This window comes from Cereibacter changlensis JA139 (genome assembly GCF_003034985.1).
Lineage (GTDB): Bacteria > Pseudomonadota > Alphaproteobacteria > Rhodobacterales > Rhodobacteraceae > Cereibacter > Cereibacter changlensis.
This window is the reverse complement of sequence record NZ_PZKG01000046.1, coordinates 15,802-29,250: the sequence shown is the minus strand read 5'-3', so window position 1 is coordinate 29,250 and position 13,449 is coordinate 15,802. Positions and strand designations below refer to the sequence as shown.

General features: G+C 70.1%; 14 protein-coding genes. 9 read left to right on the top strand and 5 right to left on the bottom strand.

Features of this window, described 5'->3' with window-relative positions; genetic code table 11:
• The 3 genes from C5F48_RS11690 to uxuA all read left to right on the top strand — a co-directional run.
• Positions 1–487, top strand: a 487-nt coding sequence (locus C5F48_RS11690; protein ID WP_107664093.1) for an SDR family oxidoreductase, incomplete at its 5' end; no start/stop codon positions are given.
• Positions 459–1,850 carry a mannitol dehydrogenase family protein gene (locus tag C5F48_RS11685; RefSeq protein WP_373454340.1) on the top strand — a complete coding sequence of 464 codons (1,392 nt, stop codon included), beginning with the start codon at positions 459–461 and terminating at the stop codon, positions 1,848–1,850. The genes C5F48_RS11690 and C5F48_RS11685, both read left to right, overlap by 29 nt.
• Entirely contained in the window at positions 1,847–3,031 is a 1,185-nt protein-coding gene (gene uxuA / locus C5F48_RS11680) for a mannonate dehydratase (protein ID WP_107664091.1), read from the top strand. Before C5F48_RS11685 ends, uxuA begins: the two co-directional genes overlap by 4 nt.
• 33 nt (positions 3,032–3,064) lie before the next feature.
• Here the strand turns inward: uxuA and C5F48_RS11675 are convergent, their stop codons facing one another.
• From C5F48_RS11675 to C5F48_RS11660, 4 genes are all read right to left on the bottom strand, one after another.
• Positions 3,065–4,627: a methyl-accepting chemotaxis protein gene (locus C5F48_RS11675; protein WP_107664090.1), complete on the bottom strand. Its 1,563-nt coding sequence runs from the start codon at positions 4,625–4,627 to the stop codon at positions 3,065–3,067.
• A gap of 90 nt (positions 4,628–4,717) precedes the next feature.
• Complete coding sequence (locus C5F48_RS11670) at positions 4,718–6,235, bottom strand: KpsE/RkpR family capsule polysaccharide export protein (RefSeq protein WP_308812754.1); 1,518 nt, start codon at positions 6,233–6,235, stop codon at positions 4,718–4,720.
• Between the two features lies 1 nt (position 6,236).
• Positions 6,237–6,890, bottom strand: a complete 654-nt coding sequence (locus C5F48_RS11665) for an ABC transporter ATP-binding protein (protein WP_107664088.1) — start codon at positions 6,888–6,890, stop codon at positions 6,237–6,239.
• A 127-nt stretch (positions 6,891–7,017) separates the two neighbouring features.
• On the bottom strand, positions 7,018–8,229 hold the full coding sequence (locus C5F48_RS11660; protein ID WP_107664087.1) for a Na+/H+ antiporter NhaA: 1,212 nt from the start codon (positions 8,227–8,229) through the stop codon (positions 7,018–7,020).
• A gap of 118 nt (positions 8,230–8,347) precedes the next feature.
• Here C5F48_RS11660 and C5F48_RS11655 point away from each other — a divergent pair, with 118 nt between their 5' ends.
• The 5 genes from C5F48_RS11655 to C5F48_RS11635 all read left to right on the top strand — a co-directional run bounded on the left by C5F48_RS11655 (position 8,348) and on the right by C5F48_RS11635 (position 11,682).
• A complete protein-coding gene (locus C5F48_RS11655; RefSeq protein WP_107664086.1) occupies positions 8,348–8,950 on the top strand; it encodes a uracil-DNA glycosylase family protein in 603 nt (200 codons plus the stop codon).
• Positions 8,947–9,726: an SseB family protein gene (locus tag C5F48_RS11650; RefSeq protein ID WP_107664085.1), complete on the top strand. Its 780-nt coding sequence runs from the start codon at positions 8,947–8,949 to the stop codon at positions 9,724–9,726. The genes C5F48_RS11655 and C5F48_RS11650 overlap by 4 nt, the downstream gene beginning before the upstream one ends.
• Positions 9,727–9,925: 199 nt before the next feature.
• Positions 9,926–10,390 (top strand): 50S ribosomal protein L13, encoded by a 465-nt coding sequence (rplM, locus tag C5F48_RS11645; protein WP_107664096.1) that lies wholly within the window; start codon positions 9,926–9,928, stop codon positions 10,388–10,390.
• A 2-nt stretch (positions 10,391–10,392) separates the two neighbouring features.
• Positions 10,393–10,878 carry a 30S ribosomal protein S9 gene (gene rpsI / locus C5F48_RS11640; RefSeq protein WP_107664084.1) on the top strand — a complete coding sequence of 162 codons (486 nt, stop codon included), beginning with the start codon at positions 10,393–10,395 and terminating at the stop codon, positions 10,876–10,878.
• Positions 10,879–10,983: 105 nt separating this feature from the next.
• Complete coding sequence (locus tag C5F48_RS11635) at positions 10,984–11,682, top strand: DUF1003 domain-containing protein (RefSeq protein WP_107664083.1); 699 nt, start codon at positions 10,984–10,986, stop codon at positions 11,680–11,682.
• Between the two features lie 58 nt (positions 11,683–11,740).
• On the opposite strand, the gene C5F48_RS11630 is transcribed toward C5F48_RS11635, so the two are convergent.
• The gene (locus C5F48_RS11630) at positions 11,741–11,962 is read right to left on the bottom strand and encodes a DUF1127 domain-containing protein (RefSeq protein WP_107664082.1); all 222 of its coding nucleotides are present in this window, start codon (positions 11,960–11,962) and stop codon (positions 11,741–11,743) included.
• Positions 11,963–12,045: 83 nt separating this feature from the next.
• Here C5F48_RS11630 and C5F48_RS11625 point away from each other — a divergent pair, with 83 nt between their 5' ends.
• Positions 12,046–13,449 (top strand): aminotransferase-like domain-containing protein, encoded by a 1,404-nt coding sequence (locus C5F48_RS11625; protein ID WP_107664081.1) that lies wholly within the window; start codon positions 12,046–12,048, stop codon positions 13,447–13,449.

Genomic DNA, 13,449 nt, shown 5'->3' with positions numbered 1-13,449 from the left:
CGCCGGCATCATCCGCCGGGCGGATTCGGTCGATTTCACCGAGGCCGACTGGGACGAGGTGATGGACGTGAACCTGAAGGCGGTGTTCTTCACCTGCCAGGCCTTCGCCAAAGCGGCGCTGGCCCGCGGCGCCGGCGGCCGGATCATCAACATCGCCTCGCTGCTCAGCTTCCAGGGCGGCATCCGCGTGCCCTCCTATACCGCGTCGAAGCATGGCGTGGCCGGGCTGACCAAGCTTCTGGCCAATGAATGGGCGGCGAAGGGCATAAACGTGAACGCCATCGCCCCGGGCTATATCGAGACCAACAACACCGAGGCGCTGCGCGCCGATCCTGCGCGCAGTCAGGCGATCCTCGACCGGATCCCGGCGGGTCGCTGGGGCGAGGCCGCCGATATCGCCGGCGCGGCGGTGTTTCTTGCATCCCCCGCCGCCGCCTATGTGCATGGCGCTGTCCTGAATGTCGACGGAGGCTGGCTTGCCCGCTGAACCCGGAATCGTCCACCTCGGCCTCGGGGCCTTCTTCCGCGCCCATGGCGCCGTCTATGTCAGCCGCGCGATGCAGGCCTCGGGCGGCGACTGGGACATCATCGGCGTGAGCCTGCAGTCGCCGACCATGCGCGACGCCCTGGCGCCGCAGGGCTTCGCCTATCACGCGGTGGAGCAGGGGCCCGAGGGCGAGACCGTCCGCCGCATCGAGGTGGTGCAGGACATCCTGGTGGCGAAGGAGGATCCGGAGGCGGTGCTGGCGGCGATGGCCCGCGCTTCGGTGAAGATCGTCAGCCTGACGGTCACCGAGAAGGGCTATTGCCACAACCCGGCCACCGGCGCGCTGAACCCCGATCATCCCGACATCGCCCACGACTTGGCCGGGCCGCTGCCGCGCTCCGCCCCCGGCTATCTGGTGCGCGCGCTGCAGCGCCGCCACGCCGCCGGGCTTCCGCCCTTCAGCGTGCTCTGCTGCGACAACCTGCCGGAGAACGGCCGGGTGGTGCGCGGCGTGGTGCTGGACCTTGCCCGCCGCATCGACCCCGCGCTGGCCGACTGGATCGAAGCCGAGGGCCGCTTCCCCTCGACCATGGTCGACCGCATCGTGCCGGCGACCAAGCCCGAGGACATCGCCCGGCTGCAGGCGCAGGGCATCGAGGACAACCTGCCGGTGATGCACGAACCCTTCAGCCAATGGGTCGTCGAGGACGATTTCGTCGGTGGCGAGCGGCCCGATCTGGGCGCGGTCGGCGTGCAACTGGTCGAGGATGTGACGCCTTTCGAGCATATGAAGCTCCGGATGCTGAACGGGACGCATTCTTCCCTGGCCTATCTGGGTTATCTGGCGGGCCACGAGACCATCGCCGACACCGTCGCCGACCCGGTCTTCGCCGCCTTCGTGCAGAAGCTCTGGCGCGACGAGATCATCCCGGTGCTGACACCGCCGCCCGGCGTGGAGCTGGCCGCCTATGCCGACCAGCTGCTCGGCCGGTACCGGAACCCGGCGATCCGCCACCGGACCTGGCAGATCGCCATGGATGGCAGCCAGAAACTGCCGCAGCGCATCCTCGGCACGCTGGCCGAGACGCTGGCCGCCGGGCGCAGCGCGCCGGGGCTGATGCTCGCGGTGGCTGGCTGGATGCGATATGTCGGCGGCACCGACGAGGCCGGCCGGCCGATCGAGGTGAAGGACCCGCTTGCCGCCGATCTGGCGCGGCGGGCGGCTGAGGGAGTGCCCGCGCTTCTGGCGCTGCGGGCCGTGTTCTCCGAGGATCTGGCGCGCGCGCTGGAATCGGGGGTGACGGCGGCGCATGACCGGCTGCGGGCCGTCGGCGCGCGCAAGGCGGTGGAGGACTTGCTGTGAGGGAAAGCTGGCGCTGGTACGGGGACTTCGACAAGATCACCCTGCCCGAGATCGCGCAGACCGGGGCGACCGGCATCGTCACCGCCCTGCACGAGATTCCCTATGGCGAGGTCTGGCCGCGCCAGCGCATCGCCGCGGTGCGCGACAAGGTGCAGGCCGCCGGTTTCGACTGGGTGGTGGTGGAGAGCCTGCCGATCCACGAGCGGATCAAGCGCGGCGAGGGCGATCTTTCGGCGCTCTTCGCCAATTATCGCCAATCGATGGCCAACCTGGCCGCCGAGGGGATCCATACGATCTGCTACAACTTCATGCCGCTTCTCGACTGGACCCGCACCGACCTCGCCGCCCCGGTGGCGCGCGGCGGGTCCTGCCTGCGCTTCTCGGCCCCGCGCATGGCGGCCTTCGAGCTGCACATGCTGGGCCGCGCCGAGGCCGAGGCGGATTACAGCCCCGAGGTGCGCGCCGAGGCGGCGGCCTGGTTCCAGCAGGCGACGGAGGAGGATCGCGAGACCCTGCTGCGCTCGATCATGGCCGGGCTGCCGGGCGCCTATGACCGCTACGACGTGGCCGGGCTGCGGGCGGGGCTGGCGCTCTATGACGGGATCGGCCGCGAGGCGCTGCGGGCCAACTACCGCCGATTCCTCGAGGAGGTCATCCCGGCGGCGGAAGACCTGGGCATGCGCTTCTGCGTGCATCCGGACGATCCGCCGCGCGACATCCTGGGGCTGCCGCGCATCGTCTCGAATGCCGAGGACATCGGCTGGATCCTCGGGGCGGTGGACAGCCCGGCCAACGGACTGACGCTCTGCGCCGGGTCGCTGGGGGCCAACCCGGTGAACGACGTGCCGGCCATCGCCCGGCAGTTCGCGGAGCGGATCCACTTCGCGCATCTGCGCAACGTGCGCAAGGATCCGGACGGCTCGTTCGAGGAGGCGGCGCATCTGGACGGCGACACCGACATGGTGGCGCTGATTGCGGCGCTGCTGGAGGAGGAGGCCCGCCGGCGCGACAGCGGCCGCGCCGATGCCGAGATCCCGTTCCGGCCGGATCATGGCCATGACCTGCTGGACGACGCGGCGCGCGGCGCCCATCCGGGCTATCCGCTGATCGGCCGGCTGCGCGGGTTGGCCGAGCTGCGCGGCGTGGTCCGGGCGCTGTCGCATCCCCTGATCCGGGGTTGATGGCGCAGGCGGAAAGAGCGGGCCCGGCATGGCTCAGGCCGCGCGGGCGGTGGTATTCGGCGGGGCGAAGGCCGGCGTCTCGCCGGGCGGCGCTGCGGGCAGATCGGGTTCCAGGCTGAAGTAGCCGATCACCTCCTGCAGGCGATGGGCCTGGCCGGCCAGCGTGCCGGCCCCGCTGGACAGCGCATCGGCGGCGGAGGAGGTCTGCTGCGTCACCTGGTCGAGCTGCTGGATGGCCAGCGAGACCTGGGCCGCCCCGGTCGCCAACTCGCGCGAAGCCACCGAGATGTCGGTCACCAGGTTCGAGGTCGTCTCGATGTCGGGCACCAGCTCGGTCAGCCGGTCGCCCGCCGCCGTCGCGGCGCGCAGCGTCCCGGTGGAGAGCGAGGCGATGTCGGAGGCGGCGGTCTGGCTGCGCTCCGCCAGCTTGCGCACCTCCGAGGCGACCACGGCGAAGCCGCGGCCATGCTCGCCGGCGCGGGCCGCCTCCACCGCGGCGTTCAGCGCCAGCAGGTCGGTCTGGCGGGCAATCTCCTGCACCACCAGGATCTTGCCGGCGATCGATTCCATCGCCCCCACCGCGCCCGAGACGGCTTCGCCGCTGTCGCGCGCGCTGCTCGCCGATTTCTGCGCGATGCGCTCGGTCTCGGCGGCGTTGTCGGCGCTTTGCCGGATGTTCGCCGCCATCTGCTCGACGGCGGCCGAGGCCTGTTCGGTGGCCGAGGCCTGTTGGTTGGCCCCCTTTGACAGCTGGTCCGAGGTCGCGGCGATGTCGCTGCTGTCGGAGGCGACCTGGCGGATGACGGCGGAGACCTCGCCCACCACCGCGCGTAGTTTCTCGGTCATGCCGTTGAGCGCGCGCAGCAGCTCGCCGATCTCGTCGCGGCCTCCGGCCCCGGCGGTGACGGCGAGGTTGCCGGCGGCGACGCGCCGGGTCATGGCGAGGGCGCTGTTCAACCCGCGCGAGATCGACCCGATGATCCAGACCGCCGCGCCGATGCCGAGCAGGGCGGCGGCGCCGATCAGCGCCGCAAGGGTGCGGACCGCGGCGTGATACCTTTCCTCCGACCGGGCGACCGCCAGCGTGACATGGCTCATATGGGCCGTCCGGATCGCCTCGGTCTGCTCAGCCATTTCCTGCATCTTCGGATCGGACTGGGTCTTGAGCATGGCCCGCGCCTCCTCCATCCGGCGTTCGCGGGCGAGGCTGACGAGCTGGTTGTTGAGATCAGCAGCCGCGGCCCAGGTGGCGCGATAGGTGTCGAGCGCCGCGATATCCTCGGGTTCGGCGGCTTCGGTCAGCCCATCCAGCGCCTGCTGGATCTCGGCGCGGATCGTGGTGATGCGCGGCAGGAGCTGCTCCTGGCGCATGCTGGTTTCGGCCAGGATCATGTCGCGCAGGGTGAGCCGCATGGCGGTCTGCGCCGCGCTCAGCCGTTCGGTATGGAACACCTGGGCGATGTCGACCGCGACGAGCTGGTTCATCCGCTGGCTCATCGCGCCGAGCTGGCTGGCCGCCATCCAGAGCGCGGCCCCGGCGAGAAGGAACACCAGGGCGAAAGTGGCGCCCAGCTTGGTCTTGATGGTCAGTCGCATGGCCGGTCCCCGAAGCCGTGGGCAAGCGGGAATCGCAGGCCCCTGCAGGACATTGGGGTTCCCGGGTGAAGGAACGGTTAGCGTCGCAGGTCAGGCGGCGACCTGCTCGCGCAGGATGGCTGCGGTCATCGAGATCATCAGGTAGATCCCGGCGAAGATCAGCAGCGTCACCAGCGTGTTCTCGAAGGCGCGGGGATAGCGCGGCTCGTCCGGTGCCACCGGCTTCACCGAGAGCGAGAGATAGCGGGTCTGGCGGTTGGCCTCGACCCTCGCCGCCTCCAGCGATTGCAGCGCCTGGGCCAGCATCAGCTGCCGCGTCGCCACCTCGGATTGCGCCACCAGAAGCTCGCTTTGCACCTTGGCCAGCGACAGGCCGCCGGCGCTGTCTTCGGTCAGCCGGGCCCGCACCAAGGCGGCCTCCGCCTCCAGCGCCTCGATGCGGCGGCGCACCGGCTGCATCCGGGCGGCGTTCGGCGCGGGGTTGGACTGCATCTGCTGCAGCGACAGCCGCTCGGTGGTCAGCTGGCTTTCCAGCTGGCTCAACTGCGTCGTGATCAGCCCCAGTTCGACATCGGAGGAGAGCACCTTGAAGCGCTCCTGCAGGTCCACCACCCGGCGCTGCGCCGCCAGCATCTTGGCCTCAGTATCCTCGAAGCTGCGCCGCGCCCCCGCCATCTGGTCCTCGCGCATGCGCTGGGTCAGCTGGTCGACCTGCTCCTCGGCATAGGAGATCAGCGCGGTGGCGAAGCCGACGGCCAGCTGCGGATCGGCGGCGATCACCTCCATCTTCACGATGCCCTCGGTCGGGTCGTAGGCGATCCTCACGTTGCGGCTGTAGACGCGGTAGGCCGCCTCGACGCTGGCCCCCGGGGCGAGGCGCTGCACCGGGTCGATGCTTGCCTGGCTGAAATGCGCGCGGAACCCCATGTCGGCGTCGAGCCGCAGCATCGCCTCGCGCGACTGCAGATAGCCCTGCACGGCGATGCTGTCCTGCGAGGTGGCGAAGCCGGTGCCGCTGAGCAGCCCGCCGAGCGGGCTGGTCTGGGTATTGTCGGCCTGCTGGATGACGAACTCGCTCTGCGCGGCATAGAGCGGCGTCGCCAGCCGGTGGTAGTAATAGCCGGCGAGCAGCGTCGGCAGCAGCACGAAGACGGCGAGCCGCGCCCAGAGCAGCGCCATCCGGCGGCGGCGGCGGCGGATGATGCCGCGCTGGATGCGCAGGATCTCGCCGGCGGGGCCGCCGTCCTCCGCCGCGGGGAGGGGCAGGGGCGGGCCGTCCTGCAGCGCCAGCGCCCGCGACCCGTCCGCGCCGGGCGCCACGCCGTCGAGCAGGTCGGCGCGCTGGAACGGGTCGATGCCGGCGCGGCGCAGCTGCCGCACCGCCTCGGCGTCCGATCCGGCGGGCAGGCCATGGCGCTGCGCCAGCCGCCGGGCGTTGCGCAGCTGCCGTGGCGACAGCCCCTCGCGGCGGATCGCCTCGCGCTCGGCCCCGGCGTTGGCGTCACGCAGGTCGAGCGCGCCGAATCCGTCGTCCGGCGGCGGGTCGAAGGGATCGTCCTCCGGCGGCGGGGCGGCGGGGGCGGGCTTGTCGATGCGGTAACGCGTCACCTTAGGCTTTGTAATCATACAGACGTTTCGCCTCTTCGAGCGTGTCGAACATGTGCAGCCGGCCATGCCGCAGCACTGCGGCGGAGCGGCAGAATTTCTCCAGCGTCGCGGCCTGATGCGAGACGACGACCACCGTGGTGCGGCGCAGCCGCTCGCGCAGGATGCTCGCCGCCCGGCGGTTGAAGGCCACATCGGTGGTGGCGGGCATGCCCTCGTCGATCAGGTAGATGTCGAATTCCAGCGCCAGCATCAGCGCAAAGCAGAACCGCGCCCGCATCCCCGAGGAATAGGTGCCGACCGGCATGTCGAAATACTCGGCGATCTCGCAGAGCCAGCGGCAGAAACCCTCGACATAATCGGGGTCGAGCCCGTAGAGCCGGGCGATGTAGCGGGCGTTCTCGGTGCCGCTGTGCTTGCTCACCACCCCGCCCATGAAGCCCAGCGGGAAGGAGATCCGCGCGCTGCGGGTGACCGAGCCCTCGTCGGGTTTCTCGAGCCCCGCCATCATGTTGATCAGCGTGGTCTTGCCGGCGCCGTTCGGGGCGAGGATGCCGAGCGATCGGCCGAGCTCCACGCGGAACGAGGCGCGGTCGAGGATCACCTTGCGCTGCGCGCCGGTCCAGAAGGATTTGCTGACCGCCGCGAATTCGATCATGCCGCTGTTTCCGCCCCATGCCCGCCAGACCCGCGCCTGTCTTAGCGCAGCCCGGCCGGGAAATGGTTAACGGAACGCTCGGCAGCGGCCGATCCGGCCCTGTGGCTGCATTATGTCGCGGGGAGGGTTATCTGCGCCGCCGGCGCGGCAGCAGCATCGCCAGCGGCCCCGCCAGCAGGCTGAGCGCGAGGCCGAGCCGCGCCGCCTCCTGCATGGCGCCGCCGGGCAGGGCGCGCTCCAGCGCCAACAGCGGCACGGTGAAGCCCATGCCGGAGATCACGGCGATCGCCATCACGTCGCGCGGCCGCACACCGGGAGGCAGGCGGCGGTGCAAGAGCCGCGCCACCACCAGCCCGCCGAGGAGGATCCCCAAGGGCTTGCCGATCCAGAGCGCGCCGAGGAGGATCCCGGTGGTCGGGCTCAGCGCCGCCAGATCCACCCCGCCGCGGGTCAGGCCGAAGAGGAAGAGCACCGCCGGCACCGCCCGGACCATCAGATGCGTCAGCCGGTTCAACGGGTCGGTCAGGTATTCCTCGGCCTGGGCGAAAAGGCCGAAGGCCCGGTCGGCATGCGGGATCGCCGGGAGGATCGGCAGAAGCCCCAGCGCCGGAGGCAGGCCCGAGGCGGCGACGCCAACCCAGGAGACCACGCCCGCCAAGGCATAGGGCCAGAGATGCATCGCCCGCTGCACCCGGCGCTCGCTGGCGTGGCGGCCGGGGTTGCGGCCGACCAGCGCCCAGGCGGCGAGGCAGGCGAGGATCGGCAGCGCCAGCCACAAGAGCCGCAGCGCCCCGCCGGGATAGGCGACGCCGAGCAGCAGGAGCGCGATGATGTCAGCGCCCACGGTCATGGTCAGCAGCATGTGCAGCGCCGGGTGATTGGCGCCGAAGACCATGCGCCCCACCAGCCAGGCCAGCACCACGTCGCCGCCGAGCGGCGCCGGCCAGCCGCCGAAGGGCTGCGCCTCCTCCGCGGTCTGGAACAGCGCGGTCAGCACCAGCCAGACCAGAGCGGCGCCGATCAGCCCGCCCAGCATCGCCAGGAGCGGCACGCCGGTGCGCGGGCCGCGCAGCGCGCCGCGCTGCAGCACCAGGGCCTCCCACAGTTCCTTGCCAACGACGAAGAGGAAGAGCGACATCAGCAGGTCCGATGTCAGATCCATCGGCGTCAGGCTGATCGGGATCGGGCTGACCCAGCGCGGCAGCGGCAGGTCGGCGAGGCGGAATTCTATGGCGTCGTAATAGCTTGCGGGAAAGAGATTGACCCACAGGGTGGCCAGGGCGGCGCCGGCGAGCAGCGACCAGCCGAATTTGCGCAGAAAGGGCGAGACACGATACATGGGAGGGCTCCGACACTGATCCGCGCCTTAGACCCGGCGCGGGGGCGCTGCAACGGTGGCATGACGCTTCGGTGACAGGGTGTTGCCGCGCAGCACAGCAAGGGCGATATGGTGGGCGATGAACCGCCCAATTGCCCTCTCCGACGCGATAGAAGCCTGCCGATTGTGCGCCCCGCGCTTTGCCGCGACCGCCACCGCGCATGAGCCGCGCCCGGTGCCGTGGTTCCGCGCCTCGGCACGGCTGCTGATCGCCGGGCAGGCGCCGGGGGCGCGGGTGCAGGCGATCGGAGAGCCGTTCCGCGACGCCTCCGGCGACCGGCTGCGGCTGTGGACGGGGCTCTCGGAGGCGGAGTTCTATGACCGGGAGCGGGTGGCGATCGTGCCGATGGCCTTCTGCTTTCCGGGATACGATGCGAAGGGTTCGGACCTGCCGCCACCGCCGATCTGCGCCCGCACATGGCATGCACAGGTGATGCACACTCTATGCAGACGCGAGCTGACGCTGGTGGTCGGCGGGGCGGCGCAGCGTTGGCATCTGGGGACGCGCTCGGTGACCGAGACGGTGGCCGATTGGCGCGCCCATCTGGCGCAGAGCCGCGCCTTTCCCTTGCCGCATCCGTCGTGGCGGACTACGGGATGGCTGAAACGCCACCCGTGGTTCGAAACCGAGCTGCTGCCTGCGCTCCGTGCCGAGGTGCGCGCCGTGATGGAGATGACATGACCGCTCTCGATACCGCCCATGCCGCGATGGAAGCCGCCCCAGAGGATGACGCCGCACGGCTCGCCTTCTACGAGCGGCTGGCGGATGGCGAGCTGTTCCTGCTGCTCGAGTCCGAGGCCGAGGGCGAGGTGCTGACGCCGAAGGTCTTCGATCTGGAGGACGGGCCGGTGGTGCTGGTCTTCGACGCCGAGGACCGGCTGTCGGCCTTCACCGGGATTCCGGCGCCCTATGCGGCGCTGCCGGGCCGGGTGGTTGCGGCGCATCTGGCGGGCAAGGGGATCGGGCTGGGGCTGAACCTCGGCACCGCGCCCTCGTCGATGCTGCTGCCCGCCGAGGCGGTGGACTGGCTGGCCGAGACCATCCTGCACGGGCCGGATCAGCTGGAGGCGCTGCCCGAAAGCTTCCACGCCCCCGCGGTGCCGGAGCGGCTGCTGACCGGGCTCGACGCCAAGCTGGCGCGGGCCGGCGGCATGGCGAGCCATGCGCTGCTGGCGGGCGTCACCTACGAGGGCGGGCGGCGCGGGCACATGCTGGCTTTCGTCGATGCGCCGCTGGCGGCCGAGGCCGCGCTGGCGCGGGCGGCGGCGGAGGCGCTGACCTTCTCGGGCGTCGAGGCGGGCGAGATGGATGTGACCTTCCTTGCGGCGCAGGACCCGGCGACGGCGGCGATGCAGCGGGTCGCGCTGCGCTTCGACCTGCCGGTGATCGAGGCGCCGGAGCCCGCCCAGCCGCAGGCGCCGGGGATGGACCCGAACCGCCCGCCGATCCTGCGCTGAGGCGCCTGCCCCCGGGAATCGCGATTTCCGGGGCAGGGGCAGGGCTTGCGCATGGGGTATAATGATACCGTTTTTGCAAGCCGCTGTTCTGCATGGGTTTTATCCCGCTTTCGCCTCTTGACGCGATGCGCTGGATGGAGGAAACACCCCCATCCGAATTCGCGGGGGCTGTCCCTCGCATCACTGCATGGGATTCCAGATGAAAACCTTCACCGCTACCCCGGCGGATATTCAGAAGAAATGGATCCTGATCGATGCCGAAGGCATCGTTCTGGGCCGTCTTGCGACCATCGTCGCGAATATCCTGCGTGGCAAGAACAAGCCGACCTTCACGCCGCACATGGACATGGGCGACAACGTGATCATCATCAACGCCGACAAGGTGCAGATGACCGGCAACAAGCGCGCCGACAAGCGCTACTACTGGCACACCGGCCACCCGGGCGGGATCAAGTTCCGCACCGCGGCTCAGGTGCTTGACGGCGCCCACCCCGAGCGCGTCGTGGTGAAGGCCGTCGAGCGGATGATCACCCGCAACAGCCTCGGCCGTCAGCAGATGACCAACCTGCGCGTCTACGCCAGCGCCGAGCATCCGCATGAAGCGCAGCAGCCCACCGTTCTCGACCTCAAGTCGCTGAACCCGAAGAACACCCGGAGCGCCTGAGCATGTCCGACATCAAATCCCTCGACGATCTGAAATCGGTCGTCTCCGAGGCGGCCGTGGCTGTCGAAGCGGCCGTCGTCCGCGCCCCCGTCCGTGACAAGCTGGGCCGCTCCTACGCCACCGGCAAGCGCAAGGACGCGGTCGCCCGCGTCTGGATCAAGCCCGGCTCCGGCAAGGTCGTCGTCAACGGCAAGACCATGGCGGAATACTTCGCCCGTCCGGTGCTGCAGATGATCCTGCGCCAGCCGTTCACCGTCGCCGGTGTGGAAGGCCAGTTCGACGTCTTCGCGACCGTCGCCGGCGGTGGTCTGTCGGGTCAGGCCGGTGCGGTCAAGCACGGCATCTCCAAGGCGCTGCAGCTCTATGAACCCTCGCTGCGCGCGGCCCTCAAGGCCGCCGGCTTCCTGACCCGCGACAGCCGCGTGGTGGAACGGAAGAAATACGGCAAGGCGAAAGCCCGGAAGAGCTTCCAGTTCTCCAAGCGCTGATCTTCAGCCGATTTTGCAGAAAGGCCCGCCTCGCGCGGGCCTTTTTCATTTGTATCTCGGCCTGCGGGCGCCGATGCTGCTTGGGACGAGCTTCCGGAGACCGCCATGCATTCCGACACCGGCGCCTGCGCCGTCTGTGGCAAGACCTTTCCCCGCGCGAGCATGCGATCGGTGGGCGATCTGACCCCCTCGATCCGCGCGGTGATTGTGGCCGAGGGGCATCAGCTTGAACCGGATGCGCTGATCTGCCGGACGGATGCCGCGCGATTCCGCAGGCGGCATCTGGAAGAGCTGCTGCAATCGGAGCGGGGCGCGCTGACCCGGCTGGACAAGGTGGTGCTCGACAGCCTGCAATCGGGGCTGCCGGTGGCGCAGGAGGTCGGCGCCTCCGAGGACGAGCCTCGCAGCTTCGGCGAGAAGGCGGCCGACGCGTTGGCGCGCTTCGGCGGGTCCTGGGCCTTCATCATCGGCTTCGCCGTGGTGCTGGTGGGATGGATGGCGCTGAACGTCACGGGGCTCATGTTCCGCGCCTTCGATCCCTATCCGTTCATCCTTCTGAACCTCGTGCTCTCCAGCCTTGCCGCCCTGCAGGCGCCGATCATCATGATGAGCCAGCGGCGGCAGGAGGAAAAGGACCGCCAGCGGTCGGAGAACGACTACAAGGTGAACCTGAAGGCCGAGCTGGAGATCCGCCACCTGCACGACAAGATCGACCTGCATCTGGCACGCCAGTGGGAGCGGCTGGCGACGATCCAGCGCCTGCAGGTCGAGCTTCTGGAGGACGGCCGGGACAGCCGGGGCTAGAACGAAAAAGGGGGCCAGGTTGCCCCGGCCCCAGTGGGGAAGCGGTCGGCGGGCCGGATCAGCCCTGCCAGAAGGGTTTCTGCGCCTCGAGCGCGGCGGCCTGCTGCGTCAGCCCGATATCTCTCAGCAGATGCGGATCAAGGCGCGAGAGGCTGACGCGGGTCTGGCGTCGGGTCTCCCAGGCGAGCACCGTCGCGGCGAGCGAGAACAGCAGGCGCGACAGGATCGGCATCGGGCGGTTCAGGTTCAGTCCGGGGGTCATCGGCAGGGAGCGTTGCATGGTACACCTTTTGTGTTGATACAATCCTCTGTATCAAGTAGGTGAAGTATACAATACAAAGGCAATCGCACCAGAGGAACATTGTGACAGACACAATCTGGCAGCCCGACCTCGCACAATTCCCCGGACCGAAGTATCTGGCGCTGACCCGCGCGCTGCGCGAGGCGATCCGCTCCGGGCGGCTGGCGCCGGGGGCACAATTGCCGACGGTGCGCGATCTGGCCTGGCAGATCGGCGCGACGCCGGGGACGGTGTCGCGCGCCTACCAGCTGGCGACGCAGGAGGGGCTGCTGGCGGCGACGGTGGGGCGGGGCACCTTCGTGGCGGCCTCGGCCCCGCGGCTGGGGCCGACGCAGTCGCTGTTCACGGAGCGTGATCCGCAGGGCGTCAGCTCGCTGGTGGACATGCGCGCGCCGCATCTGCCCGACGTGGGGCAGAGCGAGGCCTTCGCCGGGGCGATGCGGCGGGTGGCGGACCAGATCGGCCCGGATTACGTGGAATACAGCTCGCAACGCCGCGAGGCCGCGCTGAGGGCGGCGATGGTCGGCTGGCTCTCGGACCGGGTGCTGGGCAGCTTCGGTCCCGACGACATCGCGCTGACCCATGGCGGGCAGAACGCCATCGGCCTCGTCATGCTGTGCTGCCTGCGTGGCGACCGGCCGGTGGTGCTGACCGAAGACCTGGCCTATCCCGGCTTCCGCCACGCGGCGCGGCTGGCGCGGGCCGAGGTGGTGGGGGTGGAGCTCGACCAGCACGGGCTGCGCCCCGACGCGCTGGAGGCCGCCTGCCGCCGGCACGGGCCGCAGATCCTCTGCCTGACCACCGAGGCGCAGAACCCGACCACCGTCCGGATGCCCGAAGCCCGGCGCGCCGAGATCGCCGAGATCGCCCGACGCCACGAGCTGCAGATCATCGAGGACGACTGCTACTCCATCGCCGAAAGCACCTGGCCGGCAATCCGCGCGCTGGCGCCGGAGCGGACCTGGTATGTCGGCAGCCTGTCCAAGAGCATCTCGGCGGCGCTGCGCTTCGGCTATATCGTTTGTCCCGCCGGCATGGGCCGGGCCGGGCGGCTGACGGCGCAGCATTCGTTCTTCGCGCTGGCGCGTCCGGTCTCGGACATGGTGCTGGACCTGCTGACCTCCGGCGTCGCCGCCGAGCTGCGCCGCCGGGTGCAGGCGGAATATGCCGACCGGCTGCAGGCCATCGTCAATGCGCTGGGGGCCTATGACCTGTCCTGGCAGCCCGGGCTGCCCTTCGTCTGGCTGCGGCTGCCCTCCGGCTGGCGGGTCTCGACCTTCACCCGGATGGCCGAGACCGAGGGGGTGCTGGTGCGCTCGGCCGACGAATACGCGCTGGTGCACGGCCGCTCGCCCAACGCCGTCCGGCTGGCCATCGCCGGCGGGCTGCCGCGGCCGCAACTCGACCAGTCGCTGCGGGTGCTGGCCGATCTGCTGGCGCGACCGCCGGCGGAACTCGCGGTCTAG